This window comes from Gemmatimonadaceae bacterium, assembly GCA_020851035.1.
GTDB lineage: Bacteria > Gemmatimonadota > Gemmatimonadetes > Gemmatimonadales > Gemmatimonadaceae > JACMLX01.
In genome coordinates, this window is record JADZDM010000025.1 from 189,948 (window position 1) to 206,500 (window position 16,553).

12 protein-coding genes are annotated in these 16,553 nt (G+C 70.8%); all 12 read right to left on the reverse strand.

Translation table 11 applies throughout. From position 1 onward, the window contains the following. Positions 1-5 precede the first annotated feature (5 nt). Positions 6-764, reverse strand: a complete 759-nt coding sequence (locus tag IT355_18180) for a ribonuclease Z (GenBank protein MCC7055208.1) — start codon at positions 762-764, stop codon at positions 6-8. Positions 765-1,042: 278 nt separating this feature from the next. Then, the gene (gene smc / locus IT355_18185) at positions 1,043-4,600 is read right to left on the reverse strand and encodes a chromosome segregation protein SMC (GenBank protein MCC7055209.1); all 3,558 of its coding nucleotides are present in this window, start codon (positions 4,598-4,600) and stop codon (positions 1,043-1,045) included. A gap of 1 nt (position 4,601) precedes the next feature. Further along, a complete protein-coding gene (locus IT355_18190; protein MCC7055210.1) occupies positions 4,602-6,002 on the reverse strand; it encodes a hypothetical protein in 1,401 nt (466 codons plus the stop codon). Then, positions 6,002-7,633 carry an SPOR domain-containing protein gene (locus IT355_18195; protein MCC7055211.1) on the reverse strand — a complete coding sequence of 544 codons (1,632 nt, stop codon included), beginning with the start codon at positions 7,631-7,633 and terminating at the stop codon, positions 6,002-6,004. Before IT355_18195 ends, IT355_18190 begins: the two co-directional genes overlap by 1 nt. 110 nt (positions 7,634-7,743) lie before the next feature. Then, entirely contained in the window at positions 7,744-11,145 is a 3,402-nt protein-coding gene (locus IT355_18200; GenBank protein MCC7055212.1) for a PD40 domain-containing protein, read from the reverse strand. A gap of 52 nt (positions 11,146-11,197) precedes the next feature. Further along, positions 11,198-11,578, reverse strand: coding sequence for a ribosome silencing factor (gene rsfS, locus IT355_18205; GenBank protein ID MCC7055213.1), 381 nt, complete (start codon positions 11,576-11,578; stop codon positions 11,198-11,200). A 299-nt stretch (positions 11,579-11,877) separates the two neighbouring features. Continuing rightward, positions 11,878-12,321, reverse strand: coding sequence for a 50S ribosomal protein L9 (locus IT355_18210; protein MCC7055214.1), 444 nt, complete (start codon positions 12,319-12,321; stop codon positions 11,878-11,880). A gap of 18 nt (positions 12,322-12,339) precedes the next feature. Then, positions 12,340-13,362, reverse strand: coding sequence for a DUF2232 domain-containing protein (locus tag IT355_18215; GenBank protein ID MCC7055215.1), 1,023 nt, complete (start codon positions 13,360-13,362; stop codon positions 12,340-12,342). A 7-nt stretch (positions 13,363-13,369) separates the two neighbouring features. Continuing rightward, a complete protein-coding gene (locus tag IT355_18220) occupies positions 13,370-13,594 on the reverse strand; it encodes a 30S ribosomal protein S18 (GenBank protein ID MCC7055216.1) in 225 nt (74 codons plus the stop codon). 3 nt (positions 13,595-13,597) lie between these two features. Then, on the reverse strand, positions 13,598-13,978 hold the full coding sequence (rpsF, locus tag IT355_18225; GenBank protein ID MCC7055217.1) for a 30S ribosomal protein S6: 381 nt from the start codon (positions 13,976-13,978) through the stop codon (positions 13,598-13,600). Positions 13,979-14,160: 182 nt separating this feature from the next. Continuing rightward, entirely contained in the window at positions 14,161-15,165 is a 1,005-nt protein-coding gene (locus IT355_18230) for an NAD(P)H-quinone oxidoreductase (protein ID MCC7055218.1), read from the reverse strand. 57 nt (positions 15,166-15,222) lie between these two features. Beyond that, complete coding sequence (locus IT355_18235) at positions 15,223-16,464, reverse strand: alkaline phosphatase family protein (protein ID MCC7055219.1); 1,242 nt, start codon at positions 16,462-16,464, stop codon at positions 15,223-15,225. Positions 16,465-16,553: the final 89 nt, after the last annotated feature.

Genomic DNA, 16,553 nt, shown 5'->3' on the forward strand with positions numbered 1-16,553 from the left:
CGTCCTCAGCAGTCGAGTACAAGACCGTCCGTGGCGATCACGGTCGGGCCGGTCCAGCGCGCGCCCAGCTCGGCACGCAGGTCGATCCCATCCAGCGGGGGATACATGTGCGTCACCACGAGCATGCCGGGTGCCGCCGCCGTCGCCAGCACCGCGGTCTCCGACGGCGTGAGGTGGATCGGCACCGGCATGGCGTCGGGCAGGGAGCACTCGGCCAGCAGGAGGTCGCAGCCGGCCGCCCAGGCGCCCAGCGACGGGTCGTGGCCGGTGTCCCCGGTGTAGACCAGCCGCCTGCCGTCATGCCCGACGGAATATGCCACGCTTTCGGCCGTGTGGGGCACGCTCCGACTGGTGAGGGTCACGCCCGACCCGAGGTCGATCGGCTCCTCCAGCCCGGGCTCGAGGACCTGCAGCGGGAACCCCGGCTCGGCCAGCCACCCGCCCAGCGCCTCGGCCCAGCGGCCGAGCAGGGCCGCCGTGCCCGCCGGCCCGACGATGACCAGCGGCGCCGTCCGGGGCTCCAGGCGCGCGTGCCGCCACGCGAACACCAGCGTCGGCAGGTCACCGATGTGGTCCAGGTGCCAGTGGCTCAGCACGACGTGCGTGATGCCCCACCAGTCGATGCCGTGCCGCGCCATCGTGTGCGCCGAGCCTGGGCCGCAGTCCAGCAGGATCCGCAGGTCGCCTGCCTCGAGCAGGTACGACGCGCAGCCCCTGGTCGGTGACAGCGAGATCGTGCCGGATCCGATCACCGTCAGTCGCATGTCGCCGGGCTCCGTGAGCGTTCGGGATCGTCAACAGGGTTCACGCGGAAACCACGGAAAACGCGGAAGCGGTCACGACACTGGCCCACTGCATCTACACCGTGAAAAGCCGAGGAATTTCATGAACTGCGCGCCCGGTCTTGCAGTTCCTCCGAGATTGTCACTTGTGAGCGGCAACGAGTGGTGCAGAGCGTCGTGACCGCTTCCGCGTCCTCCGCGCTTTCCGCGTGAACACTGTTGAAGCCACTCCCACCACGAGAGAAAAGCCGAGTCGAAGGCTAGACTGCCGCAGCCACGCTCTCGTTCGCGGCGTCCGGCACCTCGAGTGTGTTCGGGTCCGGATCGACCCCGCCGTTCTGCACCGCGTCGCCGTTGCGGTTGCGCAGGCGCACGCTCACCAGCGAGCTCACGCCCGGCTCCTGCATCGTCACGCCGTACACCGCGTCGGCCGCCTCGGTGGTGGTGCGCGGGTTGTGCGTGATGACGATGAACTGGGTCCGCTCCTTGAACTCGTTCAGCATCTTCACGTAGCGGCCCACGTTCTGGTCGTCGAGCGGGGCATCGACCTCGTCCAGCAGGCAGAACGGGCTGGGACGGGTGAGGAAGATGCCGAACAGCAGCGACAGGGCCACCAGCGCGCGCTCGCCGCTGGAGAGCAGGTGGATGCGCTGCGTCTTCTTGCCGCGCGGGCTGGCGTGGATCTCGATGTCGCAGTCCAGCGGCTGGTCGGGGTTCTCGAGCTTCAGGTCGCACTCGCCGCCGCCGAACAGCGTCTGGAAGATCTGGCGGAAGTTCTCGCGCACCTTCGCGAACGTCGCCAGGAACAGCTCGCGTGCGGTGGCGTCGATCTCCTTGATCGCCTGCAGCAGCGAGAGCTTGGCCTCGGCCAGGTCGTTGCGCTGCGCGGTGAGGAAGTCGAAGCGCTTCTGCTCCTCCTCGTGCTCCTCCACCGCCAGCGGGTTCACCGGGCCGAGCTGCTCGAGCTGCTGGCGCAGCGCCTCGTTCTCGGTGCGCAGGGCGTCGGCCTCGAGCTCCAGCGGCTCGAAACCTTCCAGCAGCTCGGCGATCGGCTTGCGCCACTCGGTCTCGAGCCGCTCACGGATGTTCTGCCGGCGCGCCTCGAGCTGGGTGTGCCGCAGCTCCGCCTGGTGCAGCTCCTCGGCCAGCAGCACCGCGTGGCGGCGCACCGCCTCCAGGGCCTCGTCGCCGCGCTGCAGCGCCACGTCGGCGGCGCGCAGTCCTTCCTCGGCCTCGATCAGGCGCGTGTCCACTTCCGAGAGCGCGAGCTGCCGTTCGTCGAGCTGCACGGTGAGCGTGGCGATCTGGTTCGCCAGCGCCTCGTCGGCGTTGGCGAGCTGCATCAGCTCATTCCGCAGCGTCTCGAGGCGCGCGGTGGCGGTGGCCTGCTCCTGCAGCAGTCGCGAGGCGCGGTCCTGCGCCACCTGCACCCGCGCCTGCGCCTGCGCGTGGGCCACCTGCGCGATGGTCCGGCCCTCACGCGTCTCCTCGAGCATCTCGTCGGCACCCGACAGGCGCTCACGTGCCGACGTGATCACGGCCTCGTGGCCGGCGAGCCCGGCGCGCAGTTCCTCCGCCCTGGCGTCGTCGTCCGCGGCACGCGCCTGCAGAGCCGCACGGCGGTCGGAGAGCTTCTCGCTCAGTCCCTGCGCCTCGTTGCGCTCCCGCTGCGCGCGGGCCGCACGACGCTCGACTTCCGCACGTGCCTCCTCGGCGCGGCGCACCTCACCCTGGGCCTGGCTGGCGGCATCGGCCGCCGCCATCACCGCCGCCTCGGCCGCCTGCAGCGTCTCGCTCACCGTCACGGCCTCGGCGCTGATGCGGGCACGGGCCGCGTCGAGCGTCTCGAGATCGTCGCGCAGCATCGCCATCTCGGCGCGACGCTGGATCGGACCCTGCGCCGACTCGCCGCCGGGCAGGTAGATCGCGCCACGCGGGTCCACGAACCCCGTCCCGGCGCCCAGCGGCGTGACCTGGCCGAGCAGCGCATGCACCCAGCGCTGCGCCGGTGCCGCCGCCTGCACGCGCAGTGCGAGCGAACCGGCGGCGTCGGCGCTGTCGTGCACGGCATCCAGCGGCAGCAGGAGCACCGGGCCGGGACGTGCGCCTGCATGCCACTCGGCCACTGCCGCCGCCGCCTCGCGGTCCCGCACCACCACCGCGTGCACCGTGGCGCCGAGATACCGCTCGACGAGGATCGCCGCATCACTCTCGGCCGACAGGAAGTCCGACAGCGGCCCGAGCACCGCGCCAGGGCCGAAGCGCTCGCGTTCGCGGAGCACCGACGCGGCGCCCGGCGCGAGGCCGACACGATCGCGATCGAGCGCCTCGAGCCCGTGGATGCGGCCCTGCAGCGACGTGCGCTGGCGATCGGCATCACCGAGCCGCGTGCGCACGTCGGCCTCGGCGCTGCGCGCCGCCTGCGCCCCGGTGCGCGCCGCCTCCAGTGCCGCCTGCGCGCGCGCCACCGTCACGCGCGCGATCTCCAGCGCCTCGTCGGCGGCGGCGCTGTCGCGCTCCACCGACGCGAGTGCGTCCGCCAGCGTCGCGATCTCCGACCCCAGCGCGCCCTCGCGGGACAGCACCTCGGCCAGCTCCCGCTCGGTGCCCTCGCGATCCAGCTCCAGCCGCCGCACCTGGTCCCGCGCATCGCGCAGCGTCTTCTCGGCCGCCTCCACCTGCTGGCGTGCCACCGACACGCTGCGGCGTGCCTCCTCCTCGGCACCGGCGCGCTCCGTGAGCAGCGCCACCGCGGCCGCCAGCTCCACCTGCAGCCGCTGCCGCTCGGTCTCGGCATCCTCGCGCTCGGCGACGACGCGCTGCCCCAGCGCCTCCCCGTCCAGCAGCTCGGCGTCGGCGCGCTCGCGGCGTGACATCGCGTTGCGCTGCCGCTCCTCGGCCACGCGCAGCTCGCGCTCCACCTGGTTCGCCTGCTCGCGCTGCACCTGTGACATGCGTGCGAGCTCCGCGCGCATCGCCTCGGCGGCCGCACGGGCGCGCTGCGCCGCCTCGCGGTCGCGCGTTGCCGACTCGGCGTTGGTGGCGGCAGCGGGGACCGCCTCGCGCAGCTCCTCGAGGCGGGCCTCGAGCTGCACCAGTTCGTCGGCCCAGCCCTCCAGCTCGCGGGCGGCGAGCGTCACGTCCACCAGGAAGCGGCGCTGCGTGAGCTCCACGTTCCGCTCCGCCTTCTTGCGCTGCCGCGCCAGCGACCGCACCTGGCTCTGCACCTCCTCGATCAGGTCATCGAGGCGGGAAAGGTCCACGGTCGTCTCTTCCAGCCGCCGCTCGGTGCTCCGGCGCCGGTCGCGGTACAGGCCCACCCCAGCCGCCTCCTCGAACAGCTCGCGACGGTCGTCGGGGCGGTCACTGAGGAGTGCGTCGATCATCTTCGACTCGATCACCACCCCGCTGTCGGCACCCAGCCCCGTGCCGCGCACGAGGTCGTGGATGTCGCGCAGGCGGCACGGCGCGCGGTTCAGGAAGTAGTCGCTCTCGCCGGAACGCGACAGGCGCCTCGTGATGACCACTTCCTTGAACGCCACCGGCAGCACGCCGTCGGTGTTGTCGAAGTGCAGCGACACCTCCGCGACGTTCACCGCGCGGCGTGCCGACGAGCCCTGGAAGATCACTTCCTCCATCTTCGCGCCGCGCATCATGCGCGCACGCTGCTCACCGAGCACCCAGCGCACGGCGTCCGACACGTTCGACTTGCCGCAGCCGTTGGGCCCGACGATCATCGTCGCGCCCGGCTCGAACAGCATCTCGGTCTGGTCTGCGAACGACTTGAAGCCGTGCAGGGTGAGCTTGGTCAGGCGCACGTCAGAAACTTCTCCCGGTCCGGTAATAGAGCGTCGGATTGATGCCCTTGGCCACCAGTTCACCCATCAGCGGCACGGCCTGGTCCGGTGACTCGAATGCGCCGACGAAGATCGTGGCCTTGCCGTCGGCCTGCAGCAGCGGATACGCGGCGATCTGGCGCTGGCCGTAGCCGTTGGCGACGTTCTGCGCCGCGGCGCGTGAGATCCCCGCCTCGAGCATCAGGGCGTACGGCGTGGAGATCACGCGACCGGCGCCCGCCGCGAGCTTGCCACTGGCGCGCAGCGCGGTGAGCAGCGAGTCCGCCTGCCGCGCGCGAGTGTACGCACCGGCCTGCATCTGGAAGAAGCGCCCACGCTCGCCCCGGATGCGGACCATCGTGACGGTGCCGGCGGGGAGGGTGAGTCCGAGGTCGGCCCAGCGCGCGAGCGCCTGCGCCTCGTCGTTCGTCGCCACGATCACCACGCCGTACGGCGCGGCGGCGGCCGAGTCCTGCGGGTTCTCGGCGCGCGCGATGGTGGTGGTGTCGGCCGGCGGCGCCGGGATGGCGGCTTCCTGCGGCAGTTGCGCCGCGATCGCCCCCTGGGCAGCGGCCGCCGCCTCCTCACGCGTCACGGGTGCCGACGCGCCCGCGCCACCCGACATCCCGGGACGGCCCGCGATGAACCAGCCGGCGATCAGGGCGATCACGACGCCGGCGGCGATCAGCAGCTTCTTCTGCATGCCGTTGTCGTTCGCCGGGTACGGCGTGATCGGCCGCTGCTCGTCGGTGACGTGCGCCGGCAGCACCACCGGCGCCGGCGGGGGCGCCGCCGCCGACTTCGTCGGGACGTGCACGGCCGTCGGCACGACGCTCGCCGGCGCATCGATGTGTGCGAGCACGGAGTTCCGCGGCACCGAGAGCACCGACGTGGCGTCGCCCACCAGCACGACGCCGTCGAGCATCAGCGCCAGCTCGCGCAAGCCGTCGGCATCACTCGGCGCGACGAGGATCAGCAGCGCACCCACCTCGCGGAATCCCGCGGCCAGCCGGCGCCAGCGCTCGTTGCGGAGGATGTCGGGCGTCACCACCGGTTCCGTGCCGCTCGGCATCACGAACAGCATGCCGGCGTCGTCCACCTGCCGGGCGATCTTGTTCAGCGACACGCCATACAGGAAGCTGTCCACGATGCCGTGCGCGTCATCGCCGGTGACGAGGTTCTGGAGCGGCTCGACATCGCCGACGAGGTCACCGATCGCGACGCGACGCGTCTGCGACTGGATGCGACCGATCCCGATGGCCGCATGCGCCGCCGCCACCGGATCGATGCCGGTGACGAGCACCGCGTGCACCGAATCCACGGCCGGGGCCGCATCGGTGCCCAGCATCTCCCAGTCGAGCCCAGCAGTGGTTCCAGCAGCCATCAGTTCGTTCCCCCTTCGAAGACCCAGTAGTCGCGTCCGGCAGCCTGACCGGCACGCTCGGCATCCGCGCGCGACCGGAAAGGACCAAGAATAACCCTGTAGAGCGGGATCCCGTTCGTTGACGTCGCGACGACGCGCGCCCGCTCACCGTTGGCTCGGATGGCGTTGGCCAGCTGCCTGGCCGGCTGCTCCGCCTTGAGGGCGGCAAACTGCACCAGGTAGCCGCCGCGCTCACCAGGCGTTTGTGGCGCTGCGGCCGGCGCGGGCACCGCCGTAGCGGGCTCAGGTGCAGGTCGGCTGCCCTTTCCCTGGCTGTCCGCCCGGGCGGCGAGGGCAGCCCGGCGAACGGAGTCGGCGCGCGAGACCCGCCGCGTGGCGGTGTCGCGCCGGGAAGTGAGCGTGTCACCGCGTCGCGAAGCGGACTCTGCCGAGACGCGCGCGGCACGTGCCAGGGAGTCGGCGGGTCTCGCGGACCGGGTGGTGTCGGCCAGGGCGGCCGTCGCGCGCGGGGGCGGATCGCCGGCGCGCCGCCGGAAGCCGTTCCACTGCACGGCGGTCCAGATGTCCGCCGCGCCGCCGGCAATCACGTCCTGGGGCCGGAACTCACCGGCTGACAGCACGACCACGTCGTTGCCCCGCAGGGTGGCGAGGCGGCCGTCGGGAAAGACCATCGGGAGGTCACCTCGCCACGGCGAGGCGAAGCGTCCCAGGATCTCGTCGGTGGCGATGCCGACCACCAGCACCGAGTCGGCGCTCGGGCCGTGTCGCACCAGCAGGTACCGGCCGAGGGGATCCATGCGCAGCGCGCTGGCATTCGCCGGCACCTCGATCTTCGCGATCACCTCGTCGGTGTACTTGTTGATCACCTGCACGCGGGCCTCGTCGTCGTCGAGGCCGAGCACGTAGACGCGGTCACCGCTGGGCGACGACGCGGTGGCGACGATGGAATCGCCGATCGCGATGGTGCCGAGCGGCTCAAGGTCGCGTGCCCGCACGCTGCGGAGCCGGTCAGGGCCGTCGCTGAGGTAGTAGCGGTCACCGCCGGCGGCGGAGATGAGGCGCTCGGTGCCGGTGAAGACCGCGGTGTCGACCGCGGCGGCCGCCGGCGGGCGATAGCGGCTGAGGCGCGTCTCGCCGATGCGTTGTGCGACGATCAGGACGCCGCCATCGCGCAGGGGCTGCAGCTGTGACGGCATCGCGTCGCTGCGTACCTGCCACGGCGTCGCGTCGCTGGCGGTGAGGCGGTAGACCGAGTCCTCGTGGGTGCCGAAGATGCCGGTGCCGTCGAGACTCGCGAGTTCACCGAGGGGGCGGGGAAAGGCGCGCTCGAGCTGCCCGCTGCCGAGCGTCAGCCGCCAGGCGACGCCGGCGCTGTCGGCGAGCGCCAGGGTGCCGGCATCGATGTTGAACGCCAGTGGCTGTATGTGCGCCGGCAGGGCGGCACGCGTGCGCCAGATCACGCTGTCGAGGCGCGGATAGAGATAGGCGCGGGCGGCGCCTCCCGCGGCCGGGACACGAAGGATGATGGCGTCCGGACCGGGCGACGCGGCGGTGGCGGAGGTCGCCCCGCGATCGTCGGCGCCGGAACAGGCGGCCAGAGCCAGCAGGAGGGCGAGCAAGGGAGTGCGCACCTGCACAAGCTAGCCGTGACACCGCGGCCGGAAAACGGCTTGAAATGCGACGGGCGCCCGCAGATGCGGGCGCCCGTGCGTGCCGTGTGGTGGGTCGGCCGGTCCCGGCGTCAGTACGACGAGCCGAGTGACCACTGCCAGAAGCCCTTCCGTTCGGGGCGGTCCAGCGGGATGGCATAGTCCCAGCGCAGGAGCGCGAAGTTGAACAGGTTCACCCGGATGGAATAGCCGTAGCTGCGGAGCAGGAATCGCTGCGTGTTGGCGTCGTAGTTCGCGGGCCGGGAAATGGACGCCTTCTGCCCCGCACTGAACGCGATGCCGGCGTCGTAGAAGATCGCGCCGTCCACCGGCGGCAGCTGCACCGGCAGCACGCCGAGCTCGAACCGCCGCACCAGCGGGATGCGCAACTCGGCCGAGGCCACCGCGGCGCGCGAGCCGAGGAGCTCCGTGTTGCTGCACCCCGACGAGGCGCCGATGGTCGGCTGGCAGCCGAAGTTCAGCGCGTTCACGCGATCGTAGCCGCGCAGCCACATCAAGCCGTTCGGGTTGCCGATGTAGTTCGGGAAGAACGTCTCGTCCTTGCCGGTGCGCACCGTGCTGGTGAGGCGCGTGGCGATGGTGACGAAGTTGAAGAGGATCGGGTCGTAGCGCCGGTAGTCGGCGAGGAACTCGTGCCACTGCCGGCTGCCGAAGGTCGGTTCGTAGGCGAACCGCATGCGGCGGCCCATCAGCGGCGCGGTGTAGCCGTTGAGCGTGTTGTCGGAGACGAACGCCGCCTTCGGCTGCAGGAACGTGAGGGAGCCGAGGTTCTGGTCGCCCACGATCTGGAACTGCGTGCTCTCGCCGAAGCTGTTGAACTGCCGCGCCACGTCGAGGATCGACCGCCCGATGTTCTGCAGGCCGAGCCCGAGCTCGAAGCGCTTGAACCGGTTCTTCGGGAGCAGCGAGGTGAAGCCGGCGTCTCGCAACACGTAGCGCGCCAGCGACTGCGTCTCCTCGTAGATGCCCGGCGAGACCTGGACGACGCTCTGCCCGTTGAAGAAGAAGTACGGGAACTGCGAGATGGCGGCGTTGTACTGCAGCTTCCCGCCGAGGTTCGTGTAGCCCGCGTAGACGATCGCGTCCTGCAGGCGCCCGTTCACCTGCGCCGTGAAGGCGAGCCGGTTGTTGCCGAGCAGGTCGCTGAGCACCACGGTGGTGCCGCCGAAGAGCCCGCGGCCGAAGTTGTCCTGCGCGTAGCCGATGCTCGGTCGCGCCACATAGTCCGCCTCGTAGCTGACCTTGTACTTCGCGTCGCGGAACCGCGTGGGATCCGGCAGCGCCAGGTCGGCGCTGTCGAGCATGTCGTCGACCGTGAACGCGGTCGAGTCACGCTCGCCGCGCGGCGGCAGCGAGTCGGAGGTGCGGTACCCCTCCGCTCCGCGATAGACCGAGCGGCTCCCGGTGGCGGCCAGGCGCTGGCCGGCCACGATGGTCGGCGTGGAGCCGGCCGGCTTGGGAATCGGGGCGGCGCCGGGCGTGCCGGGGGTCAGGCCGATCCCCGGCAGCTGTGCCCCCGGGCGACCGATCGCGGTGCCGGGGGTCGTGCCCGGAATCGTGCCCGGAATCGTGCCCGGCTGGCCGGCCACGCCAGGCGTCATGCCGGGCGTCGTCGGCGCGCTCGGCACCGCCGTGATGGTGATCCCGTTCCCCGAGACGCTGCCGGCGGACGCGATCACCGCCGGCGCCGCCGTGGCGGGACGGTACGGCTCGTTCTTCAGCGCGCGCGGGTTGTCCACCGTCCACACCGTGTAGTCGCCCTTCTTCTCGAAGTGCACGAAGGCGAGGCGGTCGGCCGTGCGTGCCCAGGTCAGGGCAGGGCTGAACTCCGTGATGCCGGAGACGCCGCCGGCGACGTTCGTGAGCTGGTAGTGCTCGCGGTTCCCGAAGTCGTAGAGGAAGACGTTCGGGACGCCGTTGCGGTCGGTGATGTAGGCGATGCTCCGGCTGTCGGGCGCCCACTGCGGGTTGATGTTCAGGCCCGGCTGGTTGGGCAGCACGGTGACGTTGCCCGTCGCCATGTCGTACAGGCTGATCTTCCACCGGCTGAAGCGGAGCAGGTCGAAGTCGGTCTCGGCGCCGCGGTCACTCGCGAACGCGATGGTCCGGCCGTCGGGCGACACGTTCGGCATGAAGTCGCCGTAGCGGTCGTTCGTGAGCATGCGGAACCCGGTGCCGTCGACGGCGACGATCGCCAGGTCGGTGATGCCGCCCTTGTTGGAGCTGAAGACGATGTGCGAGCCGTCCGGCGTGAACACCGGGCTCAGCACCCCGTCCACCGGGAGGTCGATGCGGCGCGTGTCACCGCCGCGCGTGCGTGTGAGGTAGAGCACGTCCTTGCCGTTCCGCTGGCCGACGTACGCCACCTGGCTGCCATCGGGCGAGAAGGCGCTCTGGCTGTAGAGCAGTCGCAGCTCTTCCGCATTCGGATTGGTGGTGCTCTTCACCAGGCGGCGGATCCGCTTGCCGGTGCGCGCATCGGCCAGCCAGAGGTCGATGAACACCTCGCCGCGCAGGTAGTTGCCGTTGGAGAGGAACACCACCTTCGAGCCGTCGTCCGAGAGGGTCGGCGCGAGGAAGATGTTGCCGCCGCTCTTCTTCGGGTTGAGCAGGTTCTCGGCGAAGCGGCGCGGCCGGTCGAGGTTCACGACCGTCGGCAGGAACTGCTTCTGCAGCGCGTCCTTCCAGTCGTCGCCGAGTTCCTCGAGCGAGAGCCCGAGTTCGCGCTTGAACGCGCGCTCCACGCCGACATTGGGCAGCGCCTCGAGGATCTGCCCGATGACCTGGTCACCCCAGCGCTCGCCGATGTAGCGCATCAGCGACTCCCCGAAGCGGTAGGGGAACCACTGGTCCGGGTACATCGTCATCTGCTCGATGGTCGGGATGTCGCCGTTCATGGCGGCATCCCGGAGCCACATGTCGGTGAACTTGTGGTCGGTGCCGAGCGACAGGTACTCGGCCATCCCTTCCATCATCCACAGCGGCGGGTTCACCGCCTGCAGGGCCTGCAGGTTCGCGCCGGCGCGGCCGCGCGAGAACACGTCGTACTGGAACTGGTGCACCATCTCGTGCGTGAGCACGTGCTCGAAGGTGCGGAAGTCACCCGTGAGCGGCAGCACGTTGCGCTGGCGCTGGGCATCGGTCACGCCGCCGGTGCCCTCGCCCAGGTCACCGAAGATGTTGTTCTGGGCGAAGTCGGTGCGGCTGGCGAAGATCACGATCGGCTTGCGCTCGCGGAACTGGTGCCCGAGGATGCGCGACAGCCGGGCGTAGGAGCGCTCGGCCATCCGGGCCGCGTCCTCCACCGCCGCCTTCTCTTCCTTGTAGTAGTGCACGCGGAAGTGCTCGGTCTCGAGCACGCGCCAGTCGAACCGGTTGTACTGCACCTGGTTCTTGCCGAAATACCCCTGGGCGCCAGCCGACGACGCCAGGGCCAGTGTCGTGGTGATCGCCACGACCAGATTCCGCCGCATCCCCATTCCCAGTCCTCCCGGACCCCTTGCGACTCGTTGACTCAGCGCCGACTCACTCGAACGCGACCCGTTCCGCATCACTCCACAACCGCTCGAGCTGGTAGAAGTTCCGCAGCGTGGGGTGGAAGACGTGGATGACCACGTCGGTGTAGTCGAGCAGGGCCCAGCGCCCCTGCTCGACCCCCTCCGCGTGGGTCACGCGCTCGCCGCCCTCGCGCAGCGTGCGCACCACGTGGTCCGCCATGCTCCGTACGTGCGTATCCGACGTGCCGGATGCAATCACGAAGAAATCCGTCATGTCGGTGAGGCCGGCCAGGGAGAGCACCTGGATATCCGTCCCCTTGAAGTCGTTCATCAGCCGGGCTGCGCGGATCGCCAGGGCCTTCGCCTCCGCCTTGGTTGCCGCGCGGGTCGTGCGAGTCAATGCAGTCATCGAAGAAAGGAACGGCGGGCCGGGGCCCGCCTCTTGGCACAGGGACCCGTCACCGGAAGCGACGGGAGCGACGGGAGCGACCGGAGATAGGTTAACCCGTCGCACCCTGAACCACACACTGGACCGGCGGGCCGGCACCGACATCGCGCTTACCATCCGGCCGATCGGTCCCGTCACATCCGGCGTCCACCACACGGCCGGACACGCGACACGGGGCGCCCCCCCCATCCGGCCTGGAAGAGGAGACGCCCCGTGCCTGCCATCGATTCCCGGTCGGCAAGCCGGCCGGGCCGCCCGGCTCAACCCTTGATGACCCACACCTTCACTTCGGGCTTCACGTCGGCGTGCAGCTTGATGGCGACCTTGTAGACGCCGAGCGCCTTGATGGGCTCGTGCAGGTCCACGTGGCGCTTCTCCACGTTCAGGCCCTGGGCCTTCAGCTGCTCGGCGATGTCGCCGGCCGTGACCGACCCGAACAGCTTGCCTTCCTCGCCCACGCGGGCGGCGAAGGTGATGGAGAGGTCGGCGTAGGCCTTGGCCAGCTCCTGGGCGGCCTCGACGCGGGCCGTCTCGGCGGCCACCAGCTTCGCCTTCTCCATCGAAATCCGCTTCTTGTTGCCGTCGGTGGCCGGGAGGGCCATGCCGCGGGGCAGCAGGAAGTTGCGGGCATACCCCGAGGAGACCTTCACCAGGTCCCCCGCATGACCGAGGCTGTCCACCGCTTGCCGAAGAATCACTTCCATCAGATCACCCTCCTCGAATCAGGAAACCGCTGGCCGGATCCGGCGTCGCCAGTCGGCCCAAGTATCACCCAGTCCCACCAAACCGAGTGCGATCGCGGCCCCGTCGCGCAGCAGCAGCAGCAATGCCACCCCGACGAGCAGGCCGAGCAGCGAACGCCCCGGACGAAGAAACCACGCCAGCACGGCGGCGCCACGCAGGGCGTAGAGCGCACCGAAGAACACGAGCAGGTTGATGCCGAGTGGACGCAGCGCCTCGAGCGCCGGCAGCAGCGCCACCACCAGCCCCACGATCACGGACCAGATCCAGTGATCGTTGAACCGGAAATCCCGCAGCCGACCGATCCCCTCGCCCAGCCGCGTGCGGCTGAAGCGATGGAAGAGCGCCCACGCGATCGCCATCCCGACCAGCGTCTGGAGTGCCAGCAGGGCCGGCAGCACCAGTCGCGCCATCTGCGGCAACCCGGCCAGGCTCGTCTCGAACGCATCGAGCACCGCCACGGTCGCGCTGTCCGGCCGGCTGGCGTTCTCCCGCTCCATCCCGGTGCGGAAGAGCCGCCAGTTGTCCACCTCCGTCTTGCCCCGCACCTCGAGGGTGGACGTGACCGTCCGCTCGAAGCTGGCCGGGCCCGACGGTGTCGATGCCACCAGCACGGCCGAGAGCAGCAGCGCCGAGAGCACCGCCACCACGCCACGCACCAGGAAATGCCGTGACCGCGCTGCGAGCAGCGTGATCCCGAGGCAGCCGGCCGCCAGCACCGTCCACCCCGTCGTGAGCATCTCGCTGCTGACCCCACCACGCAGCGCCACCCACACGACATACGTCGCCCCCGCCACCGTCGCGATCGCCAGCGGCAGGCTGCCCCCGCGCCACCACCCCACCAACGCACACGCGGCGAGGGCAGGCAACAGCACCGACAGGGCGGATTGCACCGGCAGCAGCGTGTGTGCGATGGGCAGGTTCGCGGCGACCAGGTACCCGATCACCGCCAGCCCCAGCCACCACCAGCCACGTCGCGGCGCCGGCGTGGTGGCGTCCGTCATCGTCCCGTCAGGCCTTGCTCGAGCGGGTGTACGGCAGCAGCGCGAGGTAGCGCGCCTTCTTGATCGCCGACGCCAGCTGGCGCTGGTGACGGGCGTCCACACCGCTCAACCGGCTCGGCAGGATCTTGCCGTTCTCGGTGATGAAGCGGCTGAGGAAGCGCTCGTCCTTGTAATCCACGAAACGGATGCCTGCCTCGTTGACCGGGCTGGGCTTCTTGTTGCGGCGGGCCATGGGCTAATCCTCGTCGTCGTCGTCATCGCCGGCTTCTTCAGCGCGGCGCTTGGCTTCCAGCTGCTCTTCGGTGAGCGGCGGGGCTCCCAGCTCGTGCTCATGCAGCGAGATGAGATAGCGGAGCACACCGTCGTCGAGCTTCAGTGACCGCTCGAACTCGGGCAGCTTGCCCGTCTCGGCAGTGAAGCGGGCCACGACGTAGTAGCCGGTGTCCTTCTTCTTGATCTGGTAGGCGAGCTGGCGCCGGCCCCAGAGGTCCAGCGTGGCCTCCTCGGCCAGCGACAGCAGGCCATGATGCTTGGCCAGCTTCTCGGCGATCACACCATCTTCGAGCGCACTGTCGAAGATGTAGACGGCCTCGTACGGACGCAGAATCGTCGTCACGAGTGGCAATCCTCCCTGTGGTCAGAACCGCCCCCCGCGGGTTGCCGACGCAGGAGGAGGGGAATGAGGGGCGCCCCGGATCGGGGTGCCCGTTGTGCCGCACCGGCCATGTGCCTGATGCGGACCAGCCTCCAAAGCTATGCCGGCCGAGGCCGTGGTGGTACCGGGCCGGTCGAACCGGGTCAGTCGAACCGGAGCGCCACCTTGCCCACCGTCCCGTTCGACTCCACCAGCGCATGCGCCGTCGCGAGCTCGGCCAGCTCGAACCGGGCATCGATCCGCGGTGCCAGCCGGCCGCTCGCCAGCCACGGCAGGACGTCGCGTTCGTACGCCCCGATCACCGCCATCCGCTCGTCCAGGCCGCGGCTCCGCAGCACGGTTCCCCGGATGGTGAGTCTGCGGCCGAGCACGGTGCGCAGGTCCATCGTCGCCTTCGACCCCGCCAGCGCGCCGATGAGCATCAGGCGCCCCCGCGGCGCCATCGCGGCCAGGCTGCCGGCCGTGTAGTCGCCGCCGACCAGGTCCACCACGACGTCGGCCCCACCGCCATCGGTCCACCCCGCCATCGCGCGCGCGATCCAGTCCCCCTCGCCAGGCTGGCACCCGTCCACCATCCCCATCACCCGGGCGGCGTCGAGCTTGGCCAGGCCACGCGCCGTGCCAAAGACCCGCGCCCCAAGCGCGGTGGCGAGCTGCACTGCCGCCAGCCCGACGCCGCTGCCGACCGCGTGCACCAGCACCGTCTCGCCGGCGCGCAGTCCGGCCTGTGTCACCATCGCGTCGTGGGCGGTGATGAAGACCTCCGGCGCCGCGCCCGCCACCTCCCAGCTCATCCCGTCGGGCACACGCGCCACCGTCCGCGCGTCGGTCACGAGGTACTCGGCATGCGCCCCGCCCGCCACCAGCCCGCACACCCGGTCGCCCACCACGAATCCCTCCACGCCCGCGCCGCACGCGGCCACCTCGCCGGCGAACTCCAGGCCCGGGATGTCGGCGGGGACGCCTGGCGGGGCAGGGTAGCGGCCGATGCGCTGGAGCAGGTCGGCGCGATTCACGGCCGAGGCGCGGACCCGGACGAGAAGGTCGCCGGGCGCGGGCGCCGGGAGCGGACGCTCGAGGATCCGGAGGACGTCCGGGGCACCGGGGGCCGTGATGACGGCGGCGCGCATGACTGGGGGCAGGGACATCCCGACAGTCTCGCGTGGCCGCGGCTGTCGCACCACCCCGCGTTCACTGCGCACCGATCAGCGGAGCAGTGTCCGCACCGAGTCGAGCGACCCGCTCGACGCCGCCGGCAGCACACGCAGCAGGCGCGCCAAAAGCGGATAGACATGGACGTTGCTGAACGGTGCCACCACCCGCCCGCGCCGGAAGTCGGGACCGGCGCCGATGAAGAGTGCCCCCATCGACGGCACCTGCGGGTCGTAGCCGTGCGCGCCTCCCACCTTGCCCGGCACCTGCTTCGCGTTGTATTCCCGCGTGCCGATCGACCACCCCTCGTCCGCGATCGCCACGATCGGCGTCACCCGCGCGCCGGTGTTGTAGTGCAGCCGCGCCGGCAGCTCCCCCTTTCGGTACACCTGCAGGTGCGGATGTGCGTGCAGGAGCGCGCGATACACGTACTCCGCCGCGCCGGGCTTCGGGATGATGGTCGCGACGGGCGACCAGTCACCGATGTCGAGGCTGTCGAGCGACACGTAGTCGTCGAGTGAGATGGTGCGCGACGCCTCGATCTCGGCCATGCCGTGGTCGGAGACGACGACCACGTCCACGCGGCTGCGCGCGCGGAGCCGGTCGATGCCATCGAGGATGGCGCCGACCGCGCTGTCGACGCGCGCGATGGCCGAATCGGCCTCGGGCGAGTCCGGGCCGTGGTTGTGCGCGTCGGTGTCGACGTCGCTGAAGTACACCGCGATGAGCCGAGGCGCGGCGCTGTCCGGCATCGCGAGCCACTCCAGCACCCGCGACACGCGGGCGCTGTTCGGCGTTGCGCCGTCGTAGGCGTAGTACCAGTGCGGGTGCAGGCCGCCGATCGGCGCCTCAGAGCCCGGCCAGAAGTACGTGGCCGTGCGCAGCCCCTGCCGCTCTGCCGTCACCCAGATCGGCTCGCCGCCGAACCAGCGCGCATCACGGACGGCGGGATCGTTGCCCGTCGCGAACCGGCCCAGGACGGAATCCCGCATCACGTTGGCCGCGATGCCGTGTTCCTCGGGGTAGAGCCCCGTGACGAGGGTGTAGTGGTTCGGGAAGGTCTTCGACGGGAATGCCGGGATCATGCGGCGGGGGCGCACGCCGCGCGCAGCCAGCGCGCGCAGGCGGCGTGCGGCCGGTCGCTGCAGGAAGTCCCAGCGGAAGCCGTCGAGTGAGATGAGGACGACGGTGCGCGGGCGCGGCGCGGGCGCCTGTGGGCCGGGCACCGGAGTGAAGCCGGAGAGCAGCGCGGCGGCGAGAAGGAGCAGCGGCCCTGCGCGGCGGGCAGCCGTCATCGGTCCTGCCCGGGAGGAAACGGATGTGTGCGGTCGATCACGTCGTCGTGGGTCTGGCGGCACGGTTGGGGGTGCGGCTCCCGTGGAAG

Bases quoted from the DNA above. Each gene is read 5' to 3' on its own strand.
- IT355_18200 (MCC7055212.1), bottom strand. From the start codon at position 11,145: ATGCGGCGGAATCTGGTCGTGGCGATCACCACGACACTGGCCCTGGCG.
- IT355_18230 (MCC7055218.1), bottom strand. From the start codon at position 15,165: ATGTCCCTGCCCCCAGTCATGCGCGCCGCCGTCATCACGGCCCCCGGT.
- IT355_18220 (MCC7055216.1), bottom strand. From the start codon at position 13,594: ATGGCCCGCCGCAACAAGAAGCCCAGCCCGGTCAACGAGGCAGGCATC.
- IT355_18215 (MCC7055215.1), bottom strand. From the start codon at position 13,362: ATGACGGACGCCACCACGCCGGCGCCGCGACGTGGCTGGTGGTGGCTG.
- rsfS (MCC7055213.1), bottom strand. From the start codon at position 11,578: ATGACTGCATTGACTCGCACGACCCGCGCGGCAACCAAGGCGGAGGCG.
- IT355_18190 (MCC7055210.1), bottom strand. From the start codon at position 6,002: ATGGCTGCTGGAACCACTGCTGGGCTCGACTGGGAGATGCTGGGCACC.
- IT355_18235 (MCC7055219.1), bottom strand. From the start codon at position 16,464: ATGACGGCTGCCCGCCGCGCAGGGCCGCTGCTCCTTCTCGCCGCCGCG.
- IT355_18180 (MCC7055208.1), bottom strand. From the start codon at position 764: ATGCGACTGACGGTGATCGGATCCGGCACGATCTCGCTGTCACCGACC.
- IT355_18210 (MCC7055214.1), bottom strand. From the start codon at position 12,321: ATGGAAGTGATTCTTCGGCAAGCGGTGGACAGCCTCGGTCATGCGGGG.